The sequence below is a fragment of the Streptomyces sp. NPDC049585 genome, assembly GCF_040675615.1.
Lineage (GTDB): Bacteria > Actinomycetota > Actinomycetes > Streptomycetales > Streptomycetaceae > Streptomyces > Streptomyces luteosporeus.
In genome coordinates, this window is sequence record NZ_JBFAPE010000011.1 from 61,867 (window position 1) to 86,640 (window position 24,774).

The following is a 24,774-nucleotide window of genomic DNA, read 5'->3' on the forward strand; positions in this document are numbered from 1 at the left end:
GGTGGGCAATCGTCCCGTATGACAGAACGATTGCCCACCGGCCGGTGCACCGGCGTCAGGCCTTCTCGCTGACCCCGGCCTTGTCGAACGTCGCCACCTCGTGCATCGCCCGCGCAGCGCTCTGCACGACCGGCAGCGCCAGCAGCGCACCCGTGCCCTCGCCGAGGCGCAGGTCCAGGTCCACCAGCGGGCGCAGGCCCAGCTTCGTCAGCGCCGCCACGTGCCCCGGCTCCGCGCTGCGGTGACCCGCGATGCACGCGGCCAGCGCCTCCGGCGCGACGGCCCGGGCCACGAGGGCCGCGGCACCGGCGCTGACACCGTCGAGGATCACCGGCGTACGCAGCGACGCGCCGCCGAGGATGAGGCCGACGAGCGCCGCGTGCTCCAGGCCGCCGATGGCCGCGAGGACGCCGATGGGGTCCCCCGGGTCGGGCTGGTGCAGCTCCAGGGCACGGCGCACCACGTCGATCTTGCGGGCGTGCATCTCGTCGTTGATGCCGGTGCCCCGCCCGGTGATCTCCGCCGGGTCGGCGCCGGTGTAGACGGAGATGAGCGCCGCGGACACCGTGGTGTTGGCGATGCCCATCTCACCGGTGAGCAGGGCCTTGTTGCCGGCCGTGACGAGGTCGCGGGCGGTCTCGATGCCCACCTCGACCGCGCGCAGCGCCTCCTCGCGGGTCATCGCGGGGCCGGTGGTGAAGTCGTTCGTACCGGCCCGGACCTTGCGCGGCAGCAGCCCCGGCGTCGTCGGCAGCTCCGAGGCCACACCGACGTCGACCACGCACACCTCGGCCCCCACCTGATTGGCGAAGGCGTTGCACACCGCGCCGCCGCCCAGGAAGTTGGCCACCATCTGCGAGGTGACCTCCTGGGGCCAGGCCGTGACGCCCTGGTGGTGCACACCGTGGTCGCCGGCGAAGATCGCGACGGCCGCGGGCTCGGGGATCGGCGGCGGGCACTTGCGGGACAGGCCGCACAGCTGCGCCGAAATGATCTCCAGCATGCCGAGCGCGCCCGACGGCTTCGTCATGCGCTTCTGCCGCTCCCACGCCTCGCCGAGCGCCTTGGCGTCCAGCGGACGGATACCGCGCAGGGTCTCCGCGAGCAGGTCGTGCGGCTCCTCACCGGGCAGGGCCCGGCGCCCGTACTCCTCCTCGTGCACCACCCACGACAGCGGACGGCGCTTCGACCAGCCGGCCTGCATCAGCTCCGGCTCGTCGGGGAACTCGTCGACGTACCCGACGCACAGGTAGGCGACGACCTCCAGATGCTCGGGCAGACCGAGGGCACGCACCATCTCGCGCTCGTCGAAGAAGCTGACCCAGCCCACGCCGAGGCCCTCGGCGCGGGCGGCGAGCCAGAGGTTCTCGACGGCCAGGGCGGAGGAGTACGGCGCCATCTGCGGCTGGGTGTGCCGGCCCAGGGTGTGCCGGCCGCCCCGGGTGGGGTCGGCGGTGACGACGATGTTGACGGGCGTCTCGAGGATCGCCTCGATCTTCATTTCCTTGAACTGCTTGGCCCGGCCCTTGGGCAGCGACTTGGCGTACGCCTCGCGCTGACGGGTCGCCAGCTCGTGCATCGCCCGACGGGTCTCCGCCGAACGGATGACGACGAAGTCCCACGGCTGCGAATGCCCGACGCTGGGCGCGGTGTGCGCGGCCTCCAGCACCCGCAGCAGCACCTCGTGCGGGATGGGGTCGGGGCGGAAGCCGTTGCGGATGTCGCGCCGCTCGCGCATCACCCGGTGCACGGCGGCACGCTCGGCGTCCCCGAACCCTTCCGCCGGGGGGCCGGCGGGCGGGGCGGCCACGGCCACGGGCACGGCCTCCGGCCCGGCTTGGGCGGTGGCATCGACGTCCGGCTCGTCGATGAGCCGCACACGGGGCCCTTCGGCGGGCGGCTCGGCCTCGGCGGCCGGTGCGGGTGCGTCTGCCGACGCGGGGTCGGTGGCGGGGGCGGCCGCGGCGGCCGTGGCGGGCGCGCCTGCCGGGGCCTCGACGGCCGAGGCGGGTGCGTCTGCCGACGCGGGCTCGGTGGCCGGTGCGGCCACGGCGACCGGGGCGGTCACGTCTACCGACGCGGGGTCGGTGGCGGGGGCGGCCTCGACGGCCGTGGCGGGCGCGTCTGCCGCGGCCTCGACGGCCGGTGCGGGTGCGTCTGCCGACGCGGGCTCGGTGGCCGGTGCGGCCTCGACGGCCGAGGCGGGCGCGTCTGCCGACGCAGGGGCGGTGGTCGGTACGGACGCGTCCATCGGCGCGGGCTCGGTGACCGGGGCGGCCGCGTCCGCCGATACGGGCACGGCGGCCGGGGCGGGCGCCTCCGCCGGTGCGACCGCGTCTACCGACGCAGGGGCGGTGGCCGGTGCGGACGCGTCTGCCGACGCGGGCACGGCGGCCGCCGGTGCGGCTGCGCCTGCCGACGCAGCGTCAATGACCGGGGCGGCCGCGGCGGCCGGTGCGGGCTCGGCGACCGGCGCGGGCGCGTCCACCGATGCCGGCACGGCAGCCGGGTCGGGCACAACGCCCGTGGCGGGCACGTCCGCCGGCACGGCTGCGTCCGCCGACGCGGGGTCGGCCGCCGGGGCCGGGGCGGGCTCGGCGGGTACGACGGTGGGGGCCGCGGCCGGGGCGGGGGCCGCGGCCTGGGGCTCGGCCGGCGCGACGGGCTCGGCGACAACGCCCTCGACCTGGGCCACGGCCTGCGGCTCGACGGGCGCAACGGTGGCGGCTTCGGTCGGGGCTGCGGCAGCAGCCTGCGGTTCCGCCGATGCGACGGCGGCAGACTCGACCGGCTCGGCCGGGGCCGCGGCCTGCGGCTCCGCCGGAGCCGGAGCCGGAACTGCAGCCTGCGGCTCGGCCGGAGCCGGAGCCGGAACTGCAGCCTGCGGCTCGGCCGGAGCCGGAGCTGCCGTTGGGGCCTCGGCCGGCGCGGCAGCATCCGCGGCGGCGGACTCGGCCGGAGCCACGGCCTGCGGCTCGGTGGCAACGGAGTCAACCGGCTCGGCCGGAGCCGGGACGGCGGGCCGGGCCTCGGCCGGCGCGGCAGCCTCCACGACGGCGGACTCGGCCGAGGCCGCGACCTGCGGCTCGGCGGACATCGCGGCGGTGGCCGCGACGTCCTCGGCCGGCGTCTGGTCCGCTGCCTGCGGCTCGCCGGGCCCGGCCGGCGCCTGGGCTGCGGCCTGGGGTTCGACGGGCTGAGCAGCCTCGGCGGCGACAGCCTCGGCCGGTGCCGCGACGACGGCGGGCTCGGCCGGAGTCGGGGCGGCGGGTGCCACGGCAACTGCCTCGGCGGCCTCGGCCGGTGCCGCAGCCTGCGGGGCGGCGGGCTCGGCGGGCTCGGCCGGGGCGGGAGCCGCGGGCTCGGCAGGCTCGGCCGCCGGCGGAGCCGCGGCGGACTGGGCGGCCGCAACGGCCGGCGCCGGCGGTTGTGCGGGCTCGGCGGGGTCGTCCAGGAAGGCGCCCACGCCCATCCCTCGGGCGACGGAGGCAGGGGGTGCCACCGGGGTGGGGTCCTCCTGCGGCAGGGCCGCGGCCGGTTCGGCGGGGGCGGCGAAGGGCTCCGCCGACGGGGCGTCATCCGGCCCGGGGGCGGGCGCGGCCGGGGCCGTCGTGGGCAGGACGCGGTCGACGAGGGCCTGGGCGGCGCCCGGGGCGACGGTGGGGACGTCGGCGGCGCGCTGCGCGGGCACGCCGGCTCCCGCGGTGGCGTCGACGGGGGCGCCGGGCGCGTCGCCCGCGTGCTGCGGCGGTACGAACGCCGGCTGCTCCGCGCCGGGCTCGGCGTACTCGACGCCGCCGACGGGAGGGGCGGGGGTGCCGACGGGCTGCTGCGGGGCGGCGGGGCCGCGGTCGGCGAGGGAGCGGACGACGCCGCTGCCCGGCTCCGGGACGGGCGGGCCCATGTGGAGGGGGCGGCGCGGCGGGGCGGCGGCCGGGGGGGTGCGGACCTCGGTGAAGTCGACGGAGCCGGTGTCGCGGCCGCCGGTCTCGTGGGTGCCGCCCTGGGCGGGGGGCTGTTCGCTCCAGGCGCCCTGGGCGCCGGGCATGAGCAGCAGGTCGTCCTCGTCCGCGGCGTCGGGTTCGAGGTAGGCGTAGGGGGCTGGGGCTGCGGTGTCGGCAGGGTCTGCGGTGTGCCCGGGCAGCGCGCCTGCGTTCTCCGGCTGTCCCTCGCCCGGGAACCGGCCGGTGTCGGTCATGCGTACCCCTCGCCCATCGGTAGTGCTCCTTCCAACCGCTGCCGCCCACAGACAACAACGAGCGTCCATGCCTCGCGGCACGTTGTGTGCCACCGATGCCACCCTGCCCTGTACGCGCCAAAAGGGTGAGGCCTTCGGGGCATTGGCGGGTGTGGTGTCGGACACCGCTGACCGGCGGCACAACGATCCGCCAGCCTACCCCGAACGGGCCCGGGGGCCCTCAGGGGTGGGTGCGACGGCCACTCAGGAGGAAGGCTACGGCGCGCTCGCGCTCCGTCCAGTCGCCTGTGTCCAAGTCCACTGCCTGGAGCAGTGTGCAGTGCACCGTGTAGCCGCCTTCGGCGAGGACGCGGCCGACGGCTTCGGCGTCGTCGCGCGTGGCGGCGTGGGTGACGATGCGTTCGGGGCGGCGGTCGGCGCAGGCGGCGACGACGGCGGGGCCGCCGCCGCCGACGCGGACGACGTCCGGTTCGGGAAGTTCCTCCAGGATCTGCGGGGCGGTGCCGTGGACGACCTGCAGCTGGGTGCCGTAGCGGCGGGCGAGTGAGGCTGCGCGGCGGCAGGCATCGGGGTCGCGGTCGACGGCGATGACGGCGGCGCCGAAGCGGGCGGCCTCGATGGCGGCGGCGCCGCTGCCGGAGCCGATGTCCCAGACGAGGTCGCCCACGCGGGGGCCGAGGCGTGCGAGTTGGGCGGCGCGCAGTTCGGTGCTCTCGCCCTCGCCGAGGGTGGTGTCGTAGGCGCGGGCGGGCAGGGCCCAGCCGCGTACGGCCGGGGGCTGGCCGGGGTCGCGGCCGGCGATCCAGGTGCCACCGCGGCCGAGCGGGGTGCCGGAGCCGCCGATGACGATGACGACGTTGGGGTCGCGCCAGGCGTGGTCGGCGGCCCGGTCGGAGGTGACGACGGTGACCTGTTCGCGGGCGGTGCCCAGTTCCTCGCAGATGACGAAGGTGCGGTGGACGTCGCCGAGCAGCAGGGCGAGTTCGGCGGGGCCGGCGCCGGGGGAGGTGAGGACGGCGACCTTGGGGTGGGCGCGGCAGACGTTGACGGCGCGGCGCAGGTCGCGGGCGTGGGCGACGACGACCTGGGCGTCGTCCCAGGGCATGCCGGCCCGGGCGAAGGCGGTAGCAACGGAGGAGACGGCGGGGACGACCTCGATCTCCAGGCCGTAGTCGGGGGCGCGCAGGGTGCGCACGACGCCGAAGAAGCCGGGGTCGCCGTCGGCGAGGACGACGGCGGAGCCGCGGTGGGCGGCGATGCGGCGGGCGGCGAGGTCGAGGCTGCCGAGGCGGATGCGCTCGGCGTCGGCGGGCACCTCGGGCAGGGCCAGGTGGTGGGGTGCGCCGGCGACGAGGGTGGCGGCGGCGAGGGCCGAGCGGGCCCCGGCCGTCAGCGGCGAGCCGTCCCAGCCGATCACCGTGACCCGGTCGGCCATCGTCGTCTGTCTCCTGGGCTTGTCGCAGGTCGGGCCCCGTGGGGGCGGGCAGCACGAGCGTACCCCGGCCGGTGGCGGCCGGGGCTGCGCGGCGTGGGTGCCGGTCAGCGCCAGACGGGGAAGGCGGGTGCGGCGTGGGAGGGGTGGCCGGAGCGGTCCCAGTCGGCGGGGTGGTGGTCCTCGCCCTCGTCGAGGTCCTCCGGCAGCAGGCTCCACAGGATGAGGTCGGTGCGGATCTCGGTCCAGCCGGCACCTTCGGTGCGGCTGCGGCCTATCCAGGCGTTGCGCAGGACGCCCTCGCTGACGCAGCCGGCCTTCTGGGCGACCTGCTGGGCGGCGGTGTTGTCGGCGGCGGTGCGCAGTTCCAGGCGCTGGAAGCGCTGGTCGCGGAAGAGCCACTCGGCGACCGCGAGGAGGGATTCGCAGGCGTAGCCCTCGCCGCGGGCCCAGGGGGCGGTGACGTAGGAGACCTCGGTGGTCAGGGTGCGCCAGTCGGTGTTGCGCAGGTGGAGGGTGCCCACGAGGCGGTGGGTGAGGAACTCGGTGACCGCAAAGACGATTCCGCGCCCGGTGGAGCGTTCGGCGGGGGCGCGGCGCAGGGCCCAGTCGCGGGCGTCGGCGGTGGTGTAGGGGTGAGGGGCGGCGGTCCAGGCGGTGATGAGCTCGTCGTTCATCATCTCGGCGAGCGCGGGGACGTCGCCTGCCTCGAACGGGCGCAGCACCAGCCGGTCCGTACTGATGGAGATGTCCGGAAAGGTGGATGTCATGCGCTGCTCCAACGCCGGGGGCGGGTGGGCTCGGGGTGTACGGGTGGGGCTCGGGTGCACCAGCATGCAGCATCGGCGGGCGGGTGTGCCAAGCGCAGGGCCCCGCGCACGGGGTGTTGTGTGCGCGGGGCCTTACGACCGTACGGAGGGCCGAGATTACAAGGTGTCAGCTCTTGACGGGGCCGAAGGCGGGGATGACGGCGCCGTTGCTGAACTTCTCCTGGATGAACTTCTTCACCTCGTCGGAGTTGAGCAGCTGGGCGAGCTTGGTGATGCGGGGGTCGGCCTCGTTGCCCTTCTTCACCGCGAGGAAGTTGGCGTAGGGGTTGCCGTCGGCCTTCTCCAGGGCGATGGCGTCCTTGGCGGGGCTGAGCTTGGCGCCGATGGCGAAGTTGCCGTTGATGACGGCGGCGTCCACGTCGGCGAGTCGGGAGGGGATCTGGGCGGCTTCGAGCTCGGTGAACTCGACGCCCTTCTTGTCCTCGACGTCGGAGAGCCGGGCCGCGGCGCCGACGCCGTCCTTGAGCTTGATGACGCCGTTGTCGGCGAGCAGCTTCAGGGCGCGTCCCTCGTTGGTGGCGTCGTTGGGGACGGCGATGGTGGAGCCGGAGCCGAGGTCGGCGACCTTCTTCCCCTTCTTGGAGTACAGGCCGAGCGGCTCGATCTCGACGTTGACGACGGGCACGATGTCCGTCTTGTTCTTCTTGTTGAAGTCGTCGAGGTACGGCTTGTGCTGGAAGAAGTTCGCGTCGACCTCGCCGTTCTGCGTGGCGGTGTTCGGCAGGACGTAGTCGTTGAACTCCTTGACCTCCAGCTTGAGGCCGGCCTTCGCGGCGAGGTGGTCGCGGACGAAGTTGAGGATGTCGCCGTGCGGGGTGGGGCTGGCGGCCACGACGAGCTTGGCCGCGGGGTCGGCGTCCTTGCCCTTCTTGGACGAGCCGGAGGAGGTGTCGGAGGGGGCGCTGCAGGCGGTGACGCCCAGGGTGAGGGCGGCGGCGGCCGCGAGGGCGGCGGTGAGCTTGGCGGTGGTACGCACGAAGAGTGCCTTCCTTGCTGAATGTTTCTGGTGTTCCGGAGGGGTGTGCGCCCGGCAAAGGGTCCGGGCTCTCGCGGGTCTGTGGGGGGGTGGGTCCGGTCAGGCCGCCTTGGTGGGGACGGCCTCGGCCTCGGGGGCGGCCTGGTCCGGGGTGGTGGTGGTCGCCGTGCGCTGGGCGGGCAGCAGCCGGCGCAGGCCCACGGGGGCGGCCTGGCGGCCGCCGCGGGAGGCCAGACGGCGTACGGCGAGGTCGCCGGCGATCTGGACGACGGTGACGATGACGATGAGCAGCACGATGGTGATGTTCATCAGGGCGTCCTCGCGGCGCTGGTAGCCGTAGGTGATGGCGAGGTTGCCCAGGCCGCCGCCGCCGACGGCGCCGGCCATGGCCGAGTAGCCGATGAGGGTGATGACGGTGGTGGTCAGGCCGGCGATCAGGGAGGGCAGGGCCTGCGGGAGGAGCACCTTGAAGATGATCGTCCAGGTGCCGCCGCCCATCGACTGGACGGCCTCGACCAGCCCGTGGTCGACCTCGCGGACCGCGGTCTCGACCAGGCGGGCGAAGAAGGGGATCGCGCCGATGGCGAGGGCGACCACGGCGGCGCTGGGGCCGATGGAGGTGCCGACGACGAGCCGGCTGAAGGGGATCAGCCAGACGATGAGGATGATGAACGGCAGCGAGCGCCCGAGGTTGAGGATCGCGCCGAGCACCTTGTTGACGGCGGCGTTCTGCAGCAGCGCGCCCCGGTCGGTCAGCACGAGCAGCAGGCCCAGGGGCAGGCCGCCGATGACGGCGTAGACGGTGGACCACCACACCATGAAGAGGGTGTCCAGACACGCGTCGCGCAGCAGGGGCTGCATCTCGGCCCAGGTCACTTGGCACCTTCCTTCAGGAGCGGGGCGGCGGGGGGCGGGCTCTGCACGTCCGCCACGTCCACCTGCAGGCCCTGCTCGCGCAGGAAGCCGATGGGGACGACGTTCTCCTCGAAGCGGCCGGGCAGCTCGATGCGCATCCGGCCGATCTGCTTGCCGGCGACGGTGTCCATCGCGGCGCCCAGGATCGAGATGTCGATGTTGTACGTGCGGGAGAGCTGGGAGATGACCGGCTGGGTGGCGGCCTCGCCGTGGAAGGTGACGTCCACGACGGTGCGGTCGGGCCCGGAGGGCTCGCCGCCGACGGGGAACAGCTCGGCGGCGAGCTCGGAGCCGGGGGTGGCGAGCAGCTCGGAGACGGTGCCCGACTCCACGACGCGGCCGGCCTTCATCAGGGCGGCGGAGTCGCAGATCGTCTTGACGACGTCCATCTCGTGGGTGATGAGCATGATCGTCAGGCCGAGCTGCTGGTTGAGGTCGCGCAGCAGCGTCAGGATGGAGCGGGTGGTCTCCGGGTCGAGCGCGGAGGTCGACTCGTCGGAGAGCAGCACCTTGGGGTCGCCGGCCAGGGCGCGGGCGATGCCGACGCGCTGCTTCTGGCCGCCGGAAAGCTGGCCGGGGTAGGCGCGGGCCTTGTCGGCGAGGCCGACGAGGTCGAGCAGCTCCACCGCCTTGCGCTCGCGCTCGCGGCGGTCGAGGCCGAGGATCTCCAGTGGCAGCTCGACGTTGGCCTGCACGGTGCGCGAGGAGAGCAGGTTGAAGTGCTGGAAGACCATGCCGATGCGGCTGCGGGCCGTGCGCAGCGCGGCGTTCGCCCGCTGGCCGCGGCCGGCGAGCGCGGTGAGGTCCTGGCCGGCGACGGTGACCGTGCCGGAGGTGGGGCGCTCCAGGAGGTTGACGCAGCGGATGAGGGTCGACTTGCCGGCGCCGCTCTGACCGATGACGCCGTACACCTCGCCCTCGCGCACGTGGAGGTCGACGCCGTCGAGGGCGGTGACCTCGCGGCCGCGTGAGCGGTAGACCTTGCTCAGGCCTTGTGTGGTGATCACAGAAGGATTCCGTCACTGTTCGAGTGCGCGGCGACGACGGCGCCGGCACGGGCATGCATTGCGGAACGCGACATCGGGCGGTCCCTGCGGGCGCCGGGGGCACGGGCTCGGGGCCGGGTGACGCGGGGCGGTGCGATCCGGGTCCGGGGTGTCACCGGGCGGGATCGACGGGGTCTCGCTTCGGGGCGCGAGGCACAGGGGCCCTCAGCAGTCACACATTCGACACATGCGACGCGCAGCGCCGGGCGTCATCTTCGCCTCGGTCGCAATCATGCGGGTGCTCGTCGCGGTCATGCGGGCAAGTAAAACAGAAGCGTGTGCGAACAGGCCACGCCTGTCCGAATACCGGACAGTGCCGCTCACCCCATGGACACCGCACGGCACGCGCGGGCCCGCGCGCGGACCGGGCGCACCGGGCCATTACAGTCGTCCCATGCCTGTCATGCCCCATTCGCACGCCCGCACCGCCGGGGGGCCGCGGTGATCGACGCGCTGACTCTCGCGGCCGGCCTGGCCGCCCTCGCACTGGCCGCCTGGTGCGGCTTCGCCTTCGCGCGCGACGAATCCACCAAGGACTGGCACTTCATCGGCATGGCCGTGGTCGCCGTGCTCGCCCTGGCGCAGCTCGTCATAGGCGTCGTCCGCCTCACCGGCGGCGACCGGCCGGCCCAGGGCACCACGATCTTCGTGGCCTACCTGCTGGGTGCGGCGGCCGCCGTACCGGCCGCCGGCTTCATGTCGCTGGCCGAGCGCACCCGCTGGGGCTCGGCCACCGTGGCCGCGGGCGCCGTGGTCCTCGCCGTGCTCGAAGTGCGGCTCTACGACATCTGGGGAGGCTGACATGGCAGAGCCCGTACGCGCCAGCGACACCGCCGAGAGCACCGGATTCGACCTCGGGCACGGCCCGGGCCGGCTGCTGGTCTGGCTCTACGGCGTCTTCACCGTGGCGGCCGCCTCCCGCTCCGTCGTCCAGATGATCCTCGACTTCGGCCGGGCGCCGCTGGCCTACGTCCTGTCGGCGGCGGCCGCCGTCGTCTACGCCTTCATCACCTACTCGCTGGTGCGCGGCGGACGGCGGGCCCGCAGGGCGGCGCTGGTGTGCTGCGCCGCCGAGCTGGCCGGGGTGCTGATCGTGGGGACGTGGACCCTGCTCGCCCCCTCGTCCTTCCCCGACGCCACCGTCTGGTCCGACTACGGCATGGGGTACCTCTTCATCCCCGTCATCCTGCCGGTGACCGCCATGATCTGGCTGCGCCGGGCGCCGCGCTGAGGCCGCGCGCGGCTCAGGCCGTGGTGGCCAGGGCGGCCGGGGCGTCCTTCTCCAGGGTGATGCGCGTCAGCACCCGGGAGACCTGCTCGGTGCCGGTGCGCTCGTAGCCCCACCTGCGGTACAGCCGCAGGTTGCCCTCGTTGCGCTGCCCCGTGGCCAGGCGGTAGCGCTTGGCGGACCACTCCCCCGCCAGCCGCTCCTCGATCGCCGCCAGCAGCCGGCCGCCCAGGCCGTGCCGCTGCATCCGCGGGTGCACGATGAGACCGGTGATGTCCGCGGTGCCGTCCGCGCCCACCGAGGCGCGCACCGAACCGACGACCTCCTCGCCGAGCCGGGCCACGAGCACGCAGCCGCGGCCCAGTTCGGCGCGCAGGTCGTCGAGGGACTGGGTCAGGGGCTCGATCGAATAGTCCCCGTAGAGCTCCGCCTCGCTCTGGTAGCACAAGTACTGGAGTTTGAGGATCCGCTCGGCATCGGCCTCGGCCGCGGCCGAGATGGTCACGCTCATGCCCATGTGCGCCTGCCTCCCCTGTTTCGGTTCGTTAACGCTCCTTTCCCCAAGGGCCAGGAGCGGCAATCTCCGCGATGAGCATTCTGCGCAGGCATCCCAGGCAACGGGAACGGATGGGCCCCAAAGAGCCTTGTGAGATTCCCAACTTCCCTGCGATTTCGCGGTAGGTCGGGTCCTTGCGGGACAACATCGCAGACAGCAAACCCGCACAGCGGCCGGGCAGCCGGCGCACGGCCGCCCGCAGCTCCCGGCCGGACTCGGCGTCCAGCACCGCCTGCTCCACGCCGGGCGCGGCGGTGGCGGCGTGGGGGGCGGTGGCGTACGGCACCTCGCGCCGTGCCCGGCGCCGGGCACGGCGGGCGACGGCGCGGACGGTGGCCCGTAAGCCATGCGCCGAGACGGCGGCCTTCGCGTCGAGGAGCCGCACCCAGACGTCGTGCTCCAGGTCGGCGGCGTCGATGCCGGCTGCGGGGGCTTCGGCGGCGCACTCCGCTTTGAGCAGCGGGCCGTAGCGGGTCAGAAGATCTTGGGCGTTCACGGGGGCGGTGACGCGGCCGGCCGGTGGCCGGTTTCCACCGGCCACCGGGTTCACCCTTTCGGGGCGGCGACGCCTGCGGCGGGCCGTTCCCCAGCCCCTCCCTCTCCCCGTCTCCCAGCGGGGCTGCGCCCCCTGGCACCCCCGGACCGGGCTCCGCCCGGTGGCCTCAAACGCCGGCCGGGCTGAAGGGGGCACCCCCAGCTGCTCAGCCGCGCCGGTGCGCGTCCCGCGCCAGCGCCGCCGTGTCGGGGTTGTCGGAGAAGATGCCGTCGATGCCCGTCGCGAAGTACGTCGTGAACGCCCCGAACGCATCGCCGTACGCGTTGGGGTCCGTTCCGCGCTGGAAGTCCGCCGGGAGGAAGGAGTTCTCGTTGCGCATCGTGTACGGGTGCAGGATCAGGCCCGCCGCATGCGCGTCGCGCACCAGCGTCGTCGGCTTGGTGAGCTTGCCGGCCTTGTCGCGCGGGATGACGAGGTTGAGCCAGGGGCCGATGCCCTGGGCGAAGCCGGAGACCCACTTCAGACCGGCGGGGGTGACGAGGTCGGCCACGGTGCGCGGGTCCTTGGCCTCGACGAAGTCCCAGGGGCGGGTGGGCAGGTCGTCGAGGAGGAGGATCTTGGGGCAGTCGATGCCGAGCCGGCCCAGGCGCTGCAGGCTGCTCGGTTCGAAGGACTGCAGGAAGGTGTAGCCGTTGCGGCCGGAGCGGTTGTAGCGGCGCAGCAGCTTGGCGAGGCGCTCCTCGAGGCCGAGGCCGGCCTTGCGGAAGTAGGTGGGGTGCTTGGTCTCCACGTGCAGCCAGATGCGGCGGCCGCGCTTGCGGCCCTGTTCCTCGGCCCACTTGAGCACCTCTTCGAACGTGGGTACCTGCCAGTACCCGTCGTAGAGGGTGTTGTGCTGCCGGTTGCCGGGAATGCGCTCCTTGGCGCGGAGCGTCTTGAGCTCGGCGAGCGTGAAGTCCTCGGTGAACCAGCCGGTGTGCTTCTCGCCGTCCACGGTCCTGGTGGTCTTGCGGGAGGCGAACTCGGGGCGGGAGGCGACGTCCGTGGTGGCGGTGATGTCGTTCTCGTGGCGGCAGACGAGGTGCCCGTCCTTGGTGGGCACGACGTCCTGTTCTATGACGTCGGCTCCCATGGCGAGCGCGTACTCGTACGAGCCGAGGGTGTGCTCGGGCCGGTAGCCGCAGGCGCCGCGGTGGCCGATGACGGTGGGCACGGGCAGGTCCTTGTACGAACCGCCACCGCCTCGGGATGCCGGGGCCGGCGCCGCTGCCGCTGCCGGGGCCACCCCGCCGCCCAGGGTCATCGCTCCCGCGCCCAGGGCCGCCGCGGCCCCCAGCACCGTGCGCCTGCCCGGCCGCTGCTCCTGATGCATGAACTCTCCTTGTCCAGCCGTTGCCATCGCCGGCTGATCGTATGTACGTACGGCTTCTTCTCGGGGGACGAGAAACGGAACGGAGTGAAAACTCACGTCAACACTGCGTTTCAAGTCGGTCAACCAGGTGTGCGCACCGACGGTACCCGCGAGTATCGTCTTCGACCGCGCCCGTGTGCGCCCGACCGAACACCACGACCGGAGGGTCCGTTGTCCCGCATCCTGCTCAAGGCTTTCCTCGGACTGCTGATGCGCGTCCTGTACCGCCCCACGGTGGAGGGGGCCCGGCACATCCCCGGCAGCGGGCCGGTCATCCTCGCGGGCAACCACACGACGTTCATCGACTCGCTGTTCCTCTCGCTCGTCGTCGAGCGGCAGGTGTACTTCATCGGCAAGGACGAGTACGTCAAGGGCACGGGCCTCAAGGGCCGGCTGATGGCCTGGTTCTTCACCACCTCCGGCATGATCCCGGTCGACCGGGACGGCGGCAACGGCGGTGTGGCCGCGCTGATGACGGGCCGCCGGGTGCTGGAGGAGGGCAAGATCTTCGGCATCTACCCGGAGGGCACCCGCTCCCCCGACGGCCGTCTGTACCGCGGCCGGACGGGCATTGCGCGCCTGGCGCTGATGACGGGGGCGCCCGTGGTGCCGTTCGCGATGATCGGCACCGACAAGGTGCAGCCCTCGGGCAAGGGCGTGCCGCGCATCGCGCCGGTGACGGTGCGCTTCGGCGAGCCGCTGGACTTCGCCCGCTACGAGGGCATGGACCGCGACCGCTACGTGCTGCGGGCCGTCACCGACGAGGTGATGAGCGAGGTCATGCGCCTGTCGGGCCAGGAGTACGTCGACATGTACGCCACCAAGGCGCGCCAGGCCAAGGCCGCCTGACGCGCCGCGCGGCAGTTTGCGTCACGCCCCGCCGAAGCACCGAGGCTCAAAGCCCGGATCGGCGGGGCCCTTGCGTGCGAGGGCGTTCAGGACCCACTGGGCGACGACCGGGTCCTTGGTGGCCTGGTCGTGCATGAAGGGGTCGAGCGGGCAGGTGTCCTGGAGCACGACGTTGGTCAGGTGCTCGGCGGGCCCGGTCAGCAGGGCGCTGGTGTAGGGGATGACGACCTCGTCGTGGCGGGTGGTGACGACGGTGTAGTCGGGGCCGGCCGGCGTCTCGGTGCCCTCGTTGAGCTCGGCGAGCATGTCCGAGCCCCAGCGCTGGTCGAGGCAGGCGGGGCAGAAGGTGTAGCCGGTGGGGATGGCCAGCGGGTTCTTGGTGCCGTGGTTGGAGGGCACGATGCCGATGAGGTCGTCGACCTTGTCGGCGCCGCCGAGGAACTTCACGTAGTAGCGGGGCATCATGCCGCCCTGGCTGTGGCCGACGATGTCGACCTTGGCGGCGCCGGTCGCGCCTCGCACGGCCTCGACGAAGTCGCGCAGTTCGGCGGCGGACTGCGCAACGGGGGCGGTCTCCAGGCGGCCGTAGTTGAAGGCGAAGACGCAGTAGCCCGCCTCCTTGAGCTTCGGCGAGAGCTTCGCCCAGTTCTCGGCCATGAGCTTGAAGGTGCCGTTGACCAGGACGACGGGCTGCGGGTGCGCCGAGTCGGGCTTGCAGGACCAGTCGTTGGCGCCCGAGGGCGGCACGTCCAGGACGGAGGCGGAGGCGGGGGCGGCGGTGGGGCCCAGCAGGCTCAGGGCGGCGGCCGCCGCCGCGGCGACCAGGAGCCGGGCTGTGGTGCGCAGACGCATGGGGGTTCCTTCGGGCGCGTGGACGGGCCACGAGTGGGGAGGAGTGGTCACGAACCGCGTTCGACATTGTCGACCGGTGGCGTGATGCTCTCCGGGCCGTCAGGACCGCGTCAAGAGAGTTACCGGCTGGTAAACATCACAGGGACCGGGGGTTGCCCACCCCGGCCCCTGTGGTGTTTGCTCAGCTGAGCCGAGCGCCGCTCATCGCGGTTCGGCTCAGCCGCCGTACCCTTCCTCCAGCCGCTGCCCGCGCAGCAGGAACCAGGCCGCGACGGCCGTCGCCAGCAACACCAGTGCGCCCACGCCGGAGGCGATCCGCAGGCCCTCGACGAAGGCGTCGCGCGCCGAGCCCAGCAGCGCGTCGCCCAGGTCGGCCGGCAGGGCGCCCGCCGACTCCACGGCGCCGCCCAGGGACTCACGGGCCTCGGCGGCCGAGGCCGGCGGAATGCCGGCGGGCACCGTGAAGTCCCGGTAGATGCCGGTGACGATCGAGCCGAGCACCGCGATGCCGAGCGCCGCACCCAGCTCGTACGCCGTCTCGGAGACCGCCGCGGCCGAACCGGCCTGCTCCTTGGGCACGCTGGAGAGGATCACATCGGCGGTGACGGTGAACGACAGGCCCGCCCCGACACCGACGAAGAGCAGCACCGCCCCGAGCACCGGGTAGTCGGTGCCCGCGCTCAGCCACATCAGCGCCGCCAGCGCCAGCCCGATCGCGCCCAGCCCGCCGGCCACCACCGAGCGCACCGACCACCGGCGGGCGGCCTGGCCCGCGAGCAGGCCGGCCGTCACCGCGCCGATGGCCGCCGGCAGCTCGGCCAGGCCGGCCTCCAGCGGACTGCGGTCCTGGACGAGCTGGAGGAACTGGGAGAGGAAGAAGACCATCCCCGACAGCCCCAGCACCGTCAGCAGGTCCGCCAGAACCGCGGCGGAGAAGCCCCGGTGATGGAAGAGCCGCATGTCCAGCAGCGGTGCGTCCAGCGAGAGCTGCCGCCGGACGAAGCCGGTCAGGGCCAGCACGCCGCACGCGGCCACGCCGGCGACCTGCCACGACAGCCCGTGCGTGGCACCCTCCTTGATCGCGTAGACCACCGCCACGATGCCGGCCATGGACAGCAGCACGCTCGGCAGGTCCCACGGCCCCGGCGCGGGGTCCTTGGACTCCGGCAGGAGCTTGATGCCGACGAGGACGAGCACGGCCATCACGGGCAGGTTGATCAGGAAGACCGAGCCCCACCAGAAGTTCTCCAGCAGGAAGCCGCCCACCACCGGGCCGACGGCGGCGCCCGCGGAGGCCATGGCACCCCAGATGCCGATGGCCAGGCTGCGCTCCTGCGGGTCGGTGAAGATGTTTCGGATCAGGGCCAGGGTCGAGGGCATCAGCGTCGCGCCCGCCACCCCCAGCAGGGCCCGGGCAGCGATCATCATCTCGGGGCTGGAGGCGTAGGCGTTCAGCACGGAGACCGCGCCGAAGGCCACCGCGCCGCACAGCAGCAGCCGCTTGCGGCCGATGCGGTCGCCGAGGCTGCCCATGGACACCAGCAGACCGGCGATGACGAAGGAGTACACGTCGCCGATCCACAGCAGCTGCGTGCCCGTGGGGCGCAGGTCCTCGCTGAGGAAGGGGGTGGCCAGGCCCAGGACGGTGGCGTCGACGGCGACCAGCAGCACGGCCAGGGCCAGGACCGCCAGGGCCAGCCAGCGCCCCGGCCGGCGCTCGCGGGCGTCGTGGCGCTCACCGCGGGCGGCGGTGCCGATCTCGCCGCTCATCGCTCCGCCCTCCGCCGAGCGCCGCCCAGCAGCAGCTCGCAGATCACGCGCGTGAGGTCCTTGGCGGCCACCCGCCCATCGTGCACGGCCCATGCGCCGGAGGCGATCAGCCCGTACAGCGCGTCGGTGAGCCAGGCGGGTGAGAGGTCCACCCGGAAGGCGCCCTCCTCCTGGCCGCGCAGGAACAGCGCCTGGACCCGGGCGTCCAGGCGGTTCCAGCCCTCGTTGACCTCGAGCTCGAAGAGCTGGTTCTCGGTGTAGAGGAAGGACAGCAGCCCCGCGACGGGCTCGGCGCACACCACCAGGCGGCGCAACGCCTCGGCGGCGTCCCCCTCCTCCAGCCGCGCCCGCTCCAGGGCCTGCTCGAACTGCTCGATGCCCAGCTGCTCCAGGGCCCGTACGAGCGCGTCGCGCCCGGCGAAGTGGCGGTGGAGGGTGGCCCGGCTGATTCCGGCCGCCTTGGCGATCTCGTCCATGGAGGCGGTGCCCTTGCGGCTGAGCAGGGCGGCAGCCTCCTTCAGTACGCGTGCTCTGTCGAGGCTCATGCAACAACGATAACCCGAATGAGACATGGATGTCTCAATCGGGTCATCGATGTCACACGGTCGGGGGATCAGCCCCTCCGGGCCTCCGCCCACGCACGCTGCACCGCGAGGTCCGCCTTGACCTCCTGCAACTGCACCGCCACCGCCGAGGGCGCCGTGCCGCCGCGGCCGCTGCGGGAGGCGAGCGCGCCCGGCACGTTCAGCACCGAGCGGACCTCGGGCGTCAGGTGCGGGGAGATCGCCGCGAACTGCTCGTCGCTCAGCTCGTCCAGCTCGATGCCGCGCGCCTCGCACTCCTTGACGCAGGCGCCGGCGACCTCGTGCGCCACCCGGAACGGCACGCCCCGGCGCACCAGCCACTCGGCGATGTCGGTGGCCAGCGAGAAACCGGCCGGGGCCAGCTCCTCCATGCGCTCGCGGTGGACGATGAGGGTCGCCATCATCCCGGTGAAGGCCGGCAGCAGGACCTCCAGCTGGTCGCAGGAGTCGAAGACCGGCTCCTTGTCCTCCTGCAGATCGCGGTTGTACGCCAGCGGCAGGGCCTTGAGGGTGGCCAGCAGCCCGGTCAGGTTGCCGATCAGCCGGCCCGACTTGCCGCGCGCCAGCTCGGCGATGTCGGGGTTCTTCTTCTGCGGCATGATCGACGAGCCGGTGGAGAAGGCGTCGTGCAGGGTCACGAAGGAGAACTCCTTCGTGTTCCAGATGATGACCTCCTCCGCGATCCGCGACAGGTCGACGCCGATCATCGCCGTGATGAAGGCGAACTCGGCCACGAAGTCCCGCGCGGCCGTGCCGTCGATCGAGTTGCCCGCGCTGCCGCGCTCGAAGCCGAGGTCGGCGGCGACCGCCTCCGGGTCCAGCCCGAGGCTGCTGCCCGCCAGCGCACCCGAACCGTACGGCGAGACGGCCGTCCGCTCGTCCCACTGCCGCAGCCGCTCGGCGTCCCGCGACAGCGCCTGCACGTGCGCGAGCACGTGGTGCGCGAAGAGGACCGGCTGGGCGTGCTGCAGGTGCGTACGCCCGGGCATGGCCACGTCCGCGTGCGCCTGGGCCAGGCCCACCAGCGCCTCCTGCAGGTCGGCGATCAGAGCACCGATGATGCGGGCGTGGTCGCGCAGGTACATCCGGAAGAGCGTGGCCACCTGGTCGTTGCGCGAACGCCCCGCCCGCAGCTTGCCGCCCAGCTCCGGGCCCAGCCGCTCCAGCAGACCGCGCTCCAGGGCGGTGTGCACGTCCTCGTCGGCGACGGTGCCGGTGAAGGTGCCGGCGGCCACATCGGCCTCCAGCAGCCCCAGCCCCTCGATCATGCGGGTGAGCTCGTCGTCCGTCAGCAGCCCGGCCTTGTGCAGCACCCGGGCGTGGGCCCGGGAGCCGGCGATGTCGTACGGGGCGAGCCGCCAGTCGAAGTGGACGGAGGCCGACAGCTTCGCCAGGGCCTCGGCCGGCCCGTCGGCGAACCGGCCGCCCCACAGGCGTACCTCCTGCTGCTCGCTCACGCCAGGTCCCGCTTGGCCGCGATCTTCGACGACAGGCCGAAGATCTCGATGAAGCCCTTGGACATGGACTGGTCGAAGGTGTCGCCCGTGTCGTAGGTGGCGAGGTTGAAGTCGTACAGCGACTGCGCCGACTTCCGGCCCGTCACCGTGGCCCGGCCGCCGTGCAGGGTCATCCGGATGTCGCCGCTGACGTGCTCGTTGGCCTCGGCGATGAAGCCGTCCAGGGCCCGCTTGAGCGGGGAGAACCACAGGCCGTCGTAGACCAGCTCGCTCCACCGCTGCTCGACCTGCCGCTTGAAGCGGGCGAGCTCGCGCTCGACCGTGACGCTCTCCAGCTCCTGGTGCGCGGTGATCAGCGCGATGGCGCCGGGCGCCTCGTAGATCTCCCGCGACTTGATGCCCACCAGCCGGTCCTCGACCATGTCGATCCGCCCGACGCCCTGGGCACCGGCCCGGTCGTTGAGCTGCTGGATGGCCTGCAGGACGGTGACGGCCTTGCCGTCGATCGCCACGGGGACACCCTTGTCGAAGGTGATGACCACCTCGTCGGGGTCCCGGGGGGTGGCGGGGTTGGCGGTGTAGTCGTAGACGTCCTCGATCGGGGCGTTCCAGATGTCCTCCAGGAAGCCGGTCTCCACGGCCCGCCCGAAGACGTTCTGGTCGATGGAGTACGGCGACTTCTTGGTCGTCGCGATCGGCAGGCCCTTGGCCTCGCAGAAGGCGATCGCCTTGTCCCGGGTCATGGCGTAGTCCCGGACGGGGGCGATGCACTTCAGCTCCGGCGCCAGCGAGGAGATGCCCGCCTCGAACCGCACCTGGTCGTTGCCCTTGCCGGTGCAGCCGTGCGCCACGATGCTCGCACCGTGCTTGTGCGCGGCGGCGACCAGGTGCTTGACGATGGTGGGCCGCGAGAGGGCGGAGACCAGCGGGTACCGGTCCATGTACAGGGCGTTGGCCTTGATCGCCGGCAGGCAGTACTCCTCGGCGAACTCGTCCTTGGCATCCGCGACCTCGGCCTCGACCGCCCCGCAGGCGAGCGCGCGCTTGCGGATGACGTCGAGGTCCTCGCCGCCCTGGCCGACGTCCACGGCGACGGCGATGACCTCGGCGCCCGTCTCCTCGGCGATCCAGCCGATGGCGACGGAGGTGTCAAGGCCGCCGGAGTAGGCGAGTACGACGCGCTCGGTCACGGGGTTCTCCTCACGGTGCGGTGCGTGTGCGCTGCGCTGGTGCTGCCATGCGCTGATAGGTATAACTATGCGCCCCGCCGTATGTTTCGTCAATAGCGCGTGAGAGTGAATCGGTCACGAGTGGATGTCGGCAGGCCGGACTACGAGGCGACTATCGATGGGCCCAGCCAGGGAGGTTGTCCATGACCGTGCAAACCGAGCGGCTGCACAACGCCATCGACCGTGCAGCGTCGGTGATAAAGGGCTTCAAGATCGAAGCCGTGGGGGACCGGATCATCATGACGCCGCGGAGCAGCGTGCAGAGCCTGACCATCTTCGACGTCCGCGACGCCGCCGTGGCGTCCGGCGTGCGGCGAGACCGCGTCTTCTCCGACGTGGAGTTCGCCTTCCCCGGAGAACCCGATCGCTGCCCGGACGTGTCGATCGTCGAGGACGACGCCACGGACCCGTTCACCTACGAGGACCTTCTGGCGGCGATCGAGATCGTCTCGTCGAGGAACGACAAGAACGACTACGCGATCAAGGTGCGGCAATACGCCCATTTCGGCGTTCCTCTGTACCTGATCATCGACCCGTTCCGCGGCGAATGCGACCTGCTCACCAGGCCCAAGAACGACGCCTTCGCGTCCCGTGAGACGTACAAGTACGGCGACACCATCACCCTCCGCCTGGCCAACGGTCGCGAGATCACCATCCCTACGGACACCTTCAAGCGCCGCAGCTGACCCCCACCGGACCCCCCGATTTGGATCACAGCGCGGAACAGGATATTTTCTTCCTGCACGCCCCACCGGGAAGAAACGCCCGGAGGGACGCGGCACCGGGACGTGGCGCAGCTTGGTAGCGCACTTGACTGGGGGTCAAGGGGTCGTGGGTTCAAATCCCGCCGTCCCGACACGGTGCGAAAGAAGCCCCTGACCTGCGGGAAACCGCAGGTCAGGGGCTTCTTTCCGTTGACGGGGACCATGCACCGAGGGCTCCGGTCCGCGGTTCGCGGTCCGGAGCCCTCGGCGTGGTTCAGCGTTCCTTCTGGGCCAGGCGCAGCAGGTGGTCCGCCAGGGCCTGGCCGCCGGTGGGGTCGCGGCTGATGAGCAGGACGGTGTCGTCGCCGGCGATCGTGCCGATGATCTCGTGCACGCCCGCCTGGTCGATGGCCGAGGCGAAGAACTGGGCGGCGCCCGGGGGCGTGCGCAGGACCACGAGGTTGGCCGAGGCCTCCGCGGAGATGAGGAGCTCGCCGGCCAGGCGGGCCATGCGGGCCTCGGTGGCGGATTCGCCGAGGGGGGCGCGCGGGGTGCGGTCACCGCCCTCGGAGGGGACCGCGTAGATCAGTTCGCCGCCCGTGTTGCGGATCTTGACGGCGCCCAGTTCGTCGAGGTCACGGGAGAGGGTGGCCTGGGTGACGGACAGTCCGTCCTCGGCGAGCAGCCGGGCGAGCTGGCTCTGCGACCGGACGGCCTGCCGGCCGAGGATGTCCACGATCCGGCGGTGGCGTGCGGTGCGGGTCTGCGGCACGGCCTGTCCGCCGTGGACCGGCTCGGTCTCCTGCGCCTCGGTCATCTTTTTCGTCAGTCTCCGGATCGTCGTTCCCCGTGTGCCCCTCCCCCGGCGGCGTCCAGGACGCCCGGCAACGCCCGGCAGAACGTCTCCGCCTCGTCCTCGGTGAGGATCAGCGGCGGGGCCAGCCGCACCACGTCGGGCGCGACCGCGTTCACCAGCAGGCCGGCTTCCTGGGCCGCCTGCTGCACCTGCGGTGCGAGGGGCTCGTCAAGGACAATACCCAGCAGCAGGCCTGTACCACGGACGTGGTCGACCAGCGGGTGGCCGAGGGCCGTGATTCCGTCACGCAGCAGCGCGCCCACGCGCTTGACGTGGTCGAGGACGCCGTCGGCGGCCAGGGTGTCGAGGACGGCGAGGGCGGCGGCGCAGGCAACGGGGTTGCCGCCGAAGGTCGACCCGTGCTGACCAGGTGTCAGCAGGTCGGCGGCGGGCCCGAAGGCGAGGGTGGCGCCGATGGGCAGGCCGCCGCCGAGGCCCTTGGCGAGGGTGACGACGTCGGGCTGCACGCCCTGGGCGAGGTGCTCGAACCAGTGTCCGGTGCGGCCCACACCTGTCTGGATCTCGTCCAGGACCAGCAGCGTCCCCGTCCGCGTGGTGATCTCGCGGGCGGCGGCCAGGTAGCCCGCCGGGGGGACCACGACGCCGTTCTCGCCCTGCACCGGTTCCAGCACGACCAGCGCGGTGTCGGGCGTGACGGCGGCGCGCAGCGCGTCGGCGTCGCCGTACGGCACGTGCGTGACGTCGCCGGGCAGCGGCAGGAAGGGCTCCTGCTTGGCGGGCTGGCCGGTCAGGGCGAGGGCGCCGAGGGTGCGGCCGTGGAAGCCGCCGCTCGCGGCCACCATGTGGGTCCGGCCCGTGCGCCGGCCGATCTTGAAGGCGGCCTCGATCGCCTCGGCGCCGGAGTTGGCGAAGTAGACGCGGCCGGGGCGGCCGGCGAGTTCCAGCAGGCGTTCGGCGAGGCGGACGGTGGGTTCGGCGCAGAAGAGGTTGGAGACGTGGCCGAGGGTGGCGATCTGGTCGGAGACGGCCCGGACGATCGCGGGATGGGCGTGGCCGAGGGCGTTGACGGCGATGCCGCCGACGAAGTCGAGGTAGCGCTTGCCGTCGGCGTCCCACACGGTGCTGCCCTCGCCGCGCACGAGCGGGATGCGGGGGGTGCCGTAGTTGTCCATGAGCGCGCCCTGCCAGCGCGTGGTCAGGTCGGCGTTGCTCATGCGTCCTCCTGCTGCGCAGCCATGGGCTCGGGGTCCGGCACGACCATGGTGCCGATGCCCTCGTCGGTGAAGATCTCCAGAAGGATCGCGTGCTGGACCCGTCCGTCTATCACGCGCGCGGTGGTGACGCCGTTGCGCACGGCGTGCAGGCAGCCCTGCATCTTGGGCACCATGCCGCTGGACAGCTCGGGCAGCAGCCGCTCGAGTTCGCCGGCGGTGAGCTGGCTGATGACCTCGTCGCTGTGCGGCCAGTCGGCGTACAGGCCCTCGACGTCGGTGAGGACCATGAGGGTCTCGGCGCCGAGGGCGGCGGCGAGCGCGGCGGCGGCCGTGTCGGCGTTGACGTTGTAGACGCCGTCGGCGCCGCCCGCGATGGAGGAGATGACGGGGATGCGGCCGTCGTCGAGGAGCGCGGTGACCGCTCCGGTGTCGATGGCGCTGATCTCGCCGACCCGCCCGATGTCGACGCGTTCGCCGTCGACGTGGGCGTAGTGCTGGACGGCCGTCATCAGGTGGGCGTCCTCGCCGGTGAGGCCGACGGCGAGGGGGCCGTGCCGGTTGAGCAGGCCGACGAGTTCGCGCTGCACCTGGCCGGCGAGCACCATGCGGACGGCGTCCATCGCCTCGGGCGTGGTCACCCGCAGCCCGGCCTTGAACTCGGAGGGGATGCCCAGCCGGTCGAGGTGGGCGCTGATCTGGGGGCCGCCGCCGTGCACGACGACGGGCTTGAGGCCGGCGTGGCGCAGGAAGACGACGTCCTGGGCGAAGGCGGCCTTGAGCTCCTCGTCGACCATGGCGTTGCCGCCGAACTTGATGACGACGGTCTTGCCGTGGTGGCGGGTGAGCCAGGGCAGGGCCTCGACGAGGGTGCGCGCCTTGGGCAGGGCGGTGTGCTTGCGGGTCGTCCCCGCTGCATCGGTCGTGGTCGCGTCGGTCGTGGTCGCGTCGGTCGTGGTCGCGTCGGTCGTGGTCATGAGGAGTACGCGCTGTTCTCGTGGACGTAGTCGGCGGTCAGGTCGTTGGCCCAGATGACCGCGGACTCGGTGCCCTCGGCCAGGTCGGCGGTGATGCGCACTTCCCGGTAGCGCATGTCGACCAGGTCGCGGTCCTCGCCGGCGGCGCCGTCGCGGCAGACCCAGACCCCGTTGATGGCGACATTGAGCTTGTCGGGGTCGAAGGCGGCGGAGGTGGTGCCGATGGCGGACAGCACCCGGCCCCAGTTGGGGTCCTCGCCGTGCAGGGCGCACTTGAGGAGGTTGTTGCGGGCGATGGACCGGCCGACCTCGACCGCGTCGTCCTCGGTGGCGGCGCCGACGACCTCGATGCGGATGTCCTTGCTGGCGCCCTCGGCGTCGCCGATCAGCTGGCGGGCCAGGTCGTCGCACACGGTGCGTACGGCCTCGGCGAAGGCGCCGGCCTCGGGGGTGATGCCGGAGGCGCCGGAGGCCAGCAGCAGGACGGTGTCGTTGGTGGACATGCAGCCGTCGGAGTCGACGCGGTCGAAGGTGGTGCGGGTGGCGGCGCGCAGGGCGGCGTCCAGTCCGGCGGCCTCGACGTCGGCGTCGGTGGTCAGGACGACGAGCATGGTGGCGAGGCCCGGTGCGAGCATGCCCGCGCCCTTGGCCATGCCGCCGACCGTCCAGCCGTCGCCCTCGGCGACGGCGGTCTTGTGCACGGTGTCGGTGGTCTTGATGGCGATGGCGGCCTTCTCGCCGCCGTGGGCGGACAGTTCGGCGGCGGCCTTCTCGATGCCGGGCAGGAGGGCGTCCATGGGCAGCCGGACGCCGATCAGGCCGGTGGAGGCGACGGCGATCTCCGCGGCACTGTGGCCGAGGACGGCCGCGGCCTTCTCGGCGGTGGCGTGGGTGTCCTGGAAGCCCGCGGGGCCGGTGCAGGCGTTGGCACCGCCGGAGTTGAGGACGACGGCGGAGACCCGGCCTCCCTTGAGCACCTGCTGGGACCACAGGACGGGTGCGGCCTTGACGCGGTTGGCGGTGAAGACGCCCGCGGCGGCCAGGCGGGGGCCCTGGTTGACCACGAGGGCCAGGTCGGGGCTGCCGCTGTCCTTGATTCCGGCGGCGATGCCCGCCGCCGTGAAGCCCTTGGCTGCCGTGACGCTCACTGGTGATGCTCCTTGTCCGTCGTCGTGTCCTGGGGGGCCGGGCACGGCGCGAGCCGTGCCAGGAGGGTGGCGAGCGCCCGGCGCATGC

22 protein-coding genes and 1 tRNA gene are annotated in these 24,774 nt (G+C 72.9%); 5 read left to right on the plus strand and 18 right to left on the minus strand.

Annotation, left to right across the window (positions count from 1 at the left end; genetic code table 11):
- Nucleotides 1-55: 55 nt before the first annotated feature.
- From cobT to AB0K17_RS14745, 6 genes are all read right to left on the minus strand, one after another.
- On the minus strand, nucleotides 56-4,198 hold the full coding sequence (gene cobT / locus AB0K17_RS14720; protein WP_365983142.1) for a nicotinate-nucleotide--dimethylbenzimidazole phosphoribosyltransferase: 4,143 nt from the start codon (nucleotides 4,196-4,198) through the stop codon (nucleotides 56-58).
- Nucleotides 4,199-4,418: 220 nt separating this feature from the next.
- The gene (gene cbiE, locus AB0K17_RS14725; RefSeq protein WP_365983143.1) at nucleotides 4,419-5,633 is read right to left on the minus strand and encodes a precorrin-6y C5,15-methyltransferase (decarboxylating) subunit CbiE; all 1,215 of its coding nucleotides are present in this window, start codon (nucleotides 5,631-5,633) and stop codon (nucleotides 4,419-4,421) included.
- Nucleotides 5,634-5,737: 104 nt separating this feature from the next.
- Complete coding sequence (locus AB0K17_RS14730) at nucleotides 5,738-6,400, minus strand: GNAT family N-acetyltransferase (RefSeq protein ID WP_365968254.1); 663 nt, start codon at nucleotides 6,398-6,400, stop codon at nucleotides 5,738-5,740.
- Between the two features lie 166 nt (nucleotides 6,401-6,566).
- Entirely contained in the window at nucleotides 6,567-7,436 is an 870-nt protein-coding gene (locus AB0K17_RS14735) for a MetQ/NlpA family ABC transporter substrate-binding protein (protein ID WP_365968255.1), read from the minus strand.
- A gap of 99 nt (nucleotides 7,437-7,535) precedes the next feature.
- The gene (locus AB0K17_RS14740) at nucleotides 7,536-8,312 is read right to left on the minus strand and encodes a methionine ABC transporter permease (RefSeq protein ID WP_365983144.1); all 777 of its coding nucleotides are present in this window, start codon (nucleotides 8,310-8,312) and stop codon (nucleotides 7,536-7,538) included.
- Nucleotides 8,309-9,358 (minus strand): ATP-binding cassette domain-containing protein, encoded by a 1,050-nt coding sequence (locus tag AB0K17_RS14745; protein ID WP_365968257.1) that lies wholly within the window; start codon nucleotides 9,356-9,358, stop codon nucleotides 8,309-8,311. The genes AB0K17_RS14740 and AB0K17_RS14745 overlap by 4 nt, the downstream gene beginning before the upstream one ends.
- 480 nt (nucleotides 9,359-9,838) lie before the next feature.
- Here AB0K17_RS14745 and AB0K17_RS14750 point away from each other — a divergent pair, with 480 nt between their 5' ends.
- The gene (locus AB0K17_RS14750; protein ID WP_365983145.1) at nucleotides 9,839-10,198 is read left to right on the plus strand and encodes a hypothetical protein; all 360 of its coding nucleotides are present in this window, start codon (nucleotides 9,839-9,841) and stop codon (nucleotides 10,196-10,198) included.
- Nucleotide 10,199: 1 nt separating this feature from the next.
- Nucleotides 10,200-10,628 carry a hypothetical protein gene (locus tag AB0K17_RS14755; protein ID WP_365983146.1) on the plus strand — a complete coding sequence of 143 codons (429 nt, stop codon included), beginning with the start codon at nucleotides 10,200-10,202 and terminating at the stop codon, nucleotides 10,626-10,628.
- A 13-nt stretch (nucleotides 10,629-10,641) separates the two neighbouring features.
- Here AB0K17_RS14755 and AB0K17_RS14760 read toward each other — a convergent pair whose 3' ends face one another.
- From AB0K17_RS14760 to AB0K17_RS14770, 3 genes are all read right to left on the minus strand, one after another.
- A complete protein-coding gene (locus AB0K17_RS14760) occupies nucleotides 10,642-11,142 on the minus strand; it encodes a GNAT family N-acetyltransferase (protein ID WP_365968260.1) in 501 nt (166 codons plus the stop codon).
- Between the two features lie 28 nt (nucleotides 11,143-11,170).
- The gene (locus AB0K17_RS14765) at nucleotides 11,171-11,677 is read right to left on the minus strand and encodes a sigma-70 family RNA polymerase sigma factor (RefSeq protein WP_365983189.1); all 507 of its coding nucleotides are present in this window, start codon (nucleotides 11,675-11,677) and stop codon (nucleotides 11,171-11,173) included.
- A 205-nt stretch (nucleotides 11,678-11,882) separates the two neighbouring features.
- Nucleotides 11,883-13,049, minus strand: coding sequence for a glycerophosphodiester phosphodiesterase (locus AB0K17_RS14770; RefSeq protein ID WP_365966445.1), 1,167 nt, complete (start codon nucleotides 13,047-13,049; stop codon nucleotides 11,883-11,885).
- Nucleotides 13,050-13,259: 210 nt separating this feature from the next.
- On the opposite strand from AB0K17_RS14770, the gene AB0K17_RS14775 reads away from it, so the two are divergent.
- The gene (locus AB0K17_RS14775; RefSeq protein ID WP_365966444.1) at nucleotides 13,260-13,937 is read left to right on the plus strand and encodes a lysophospholipid acyltransferase family protein; all 678 of its coding nucleotides are present in this window, start codon (nucleotides 13,260-13,262) and stop codon (nucleotides 13,935-13,937) included.
- 21 nt (nucleotides 13,938-13,958) lie between these two features.
- Here the strand turns inward: AB0K17_RS14775 and AB0K17_RS14780 are convergent, their stop codons facing one another.
- From AB0K17_RS14780 to AB0K17_RS14800, 5 genes are all read right to left on the minus strand, one after another.
- Entirely contained in the window at nucleotides 13,959-14,789 is an 831-nt protein-coding gene (locus AB0K17_RS14780; protein WP_365966443.1) for an alpha/beta fold hydrolase, read from the minus strand.
- A 216-nt stretch (nucleotides 14,790-15,005) separates the two neighbouring features.
- Nucleotides 15,006-16,559: an MFS transporter gene (locus tag AB0K17_RS14785; RefSeq protein WP_365966442.1), complete on the minus strand. Its 1,554-nt coding sequence runs from the start codon at nucleotides 16,557-16,559 to the stop codon at nucleotides 15,006-15,008.
- Nucleotides 16,556-17,104: a helix-turn-helix domain-containing protein gene (locus tag AB0K17_RS14790; RefSeq protein ID WP_365983147.1), complete on the minus strand. Its 549-nt coding sequence runs from the start codon at nucleotides 17,102-17,104 to the stop codon at nucleotides 16,556-16,558. Before AB0K17_RS14790 ends, AB0K17_RS14785 begins: the two co-directional genes overlap by 4 nt.
- A gap of 68 nt (nucleotides 17,105-17,172) precedes the next feature.
- Nucleotides 17,173-18,600, minus strand: a complete 1,428-nt coding sequence (argH, locus tag AB0K17_RS14795; RefSeq protein WP_365983148.1) for an argininosuccinate lyase — start codon at nucleotides 18,598-18,600, stop codon at nucleotides 17,173-17,175.
- Entirely contained in the window at nucleotides 18,597-19,790 is a 1,194-nt protein-coding gene (locus AB0K17_RS14800) for an argininosuccinate synthase (protein ID WP_365966439.1), read from the minus strand. The genes argH and AB0K17_RS14800 overlap by 4 nt, the downstream gene beginning before the upstream one ends.
- 182 nt (nucleotides 19,791-19,972) lie before the next feature.
- Here AB0K17_RS14800 and AB0K17_RS14805 point away from each other — a divergent pair, with 182 nt between their 5' ends.
- Both AB0K17_RS14805 and AB0K17_RS14810 read left to right on the plus strand, forming a co-directional pair.
- Complete coding sequence (locus AB0K17_RS14805; RefSeq protein WP_365966454.1) at nucleotides 19,973-20,515, plus strand: Uma2 family endonuclease; 543 nt, start codon at nucleotides 19,973-19,975, stop codon at nucleotides 20,513-20,515.
- A 96-nt stretch (nucleotides 20,516-20,611) separates the two neighbouring features.
- Nucleotides 20,612-20,685 (plus strand) — tRNA-Pro (locus tag AB0K17_RS14810).
- A gap of 122 nt (nucleotides 20,686-20,807) precedes the next feature.
- Here AB0K17_RS14810 and AB0K17_RS14815 read toward each other — a convergent pair.
- The 4 genes from AB0K17_RS14815 to argJ are packed head-to-tail and all read right to left on the minus strand — an operon-like array spanning nucleotide 20,808 to nucleotide 24,686.
- Complete coding sequence (locus AB0K17_RS14815; protein ID WP_365966438.1) at nucleotides 20,808-21,350, minus strand: arginine repressor; 543 nt, start codon at nucleotides 21,348-21,350, stop codon at nucleotides 20,808-20,810.
- An 8-nt stretch (nucleotides 21,351-21,358) separates the two neighbouring features.
- Entirely contained in the window at nucleotides 21,359-22,564 is a 1,206-nt protein-coding gene (locus AB0K17_RS14820) for an acetylornithine transaminase (RefSeq protein WP_365966437.1), read from the minus strand.
- The gene (argB, locus tag AB0K17_RS14825; protein WP_365966436.1) at nucleotides 22,561-23,538 is read right to left on the minus strand and encodes an acetylglutamate kinase; all 978 of its coding nucleotides are present in this window, start codon (nucleotides 23,536-23,538) and stop codon (nucleotides 22,561-22,563) included. The genes AB0K17_RS14820 and argB overlap by 4 nt, the downstream gene beginning before the upstream one ends.
- Nucleotides 23,535-24,686 carry a bifunctional glutamate N-acetyltransferase/amino-acid acetyltransferase ArgJ gene (gene argJ / locus AB0K17_RS14830; RefSeq protein WP_365966435.1) on the minus strand — a complete coding sequence of 384 codons (1,152 nt, stop codon included), beginning with the start codon at nucleotides 24,684-24,686 and terminating at the stop codon, nucleotides 23,535-23,537. The genes argB and argJ overlap by 4 nt, the downstream gene beginning before the upstream one ends.
- Between the last annotated feature and the right edge of the window lie 88 nt (nucleotides 24,687-24,774).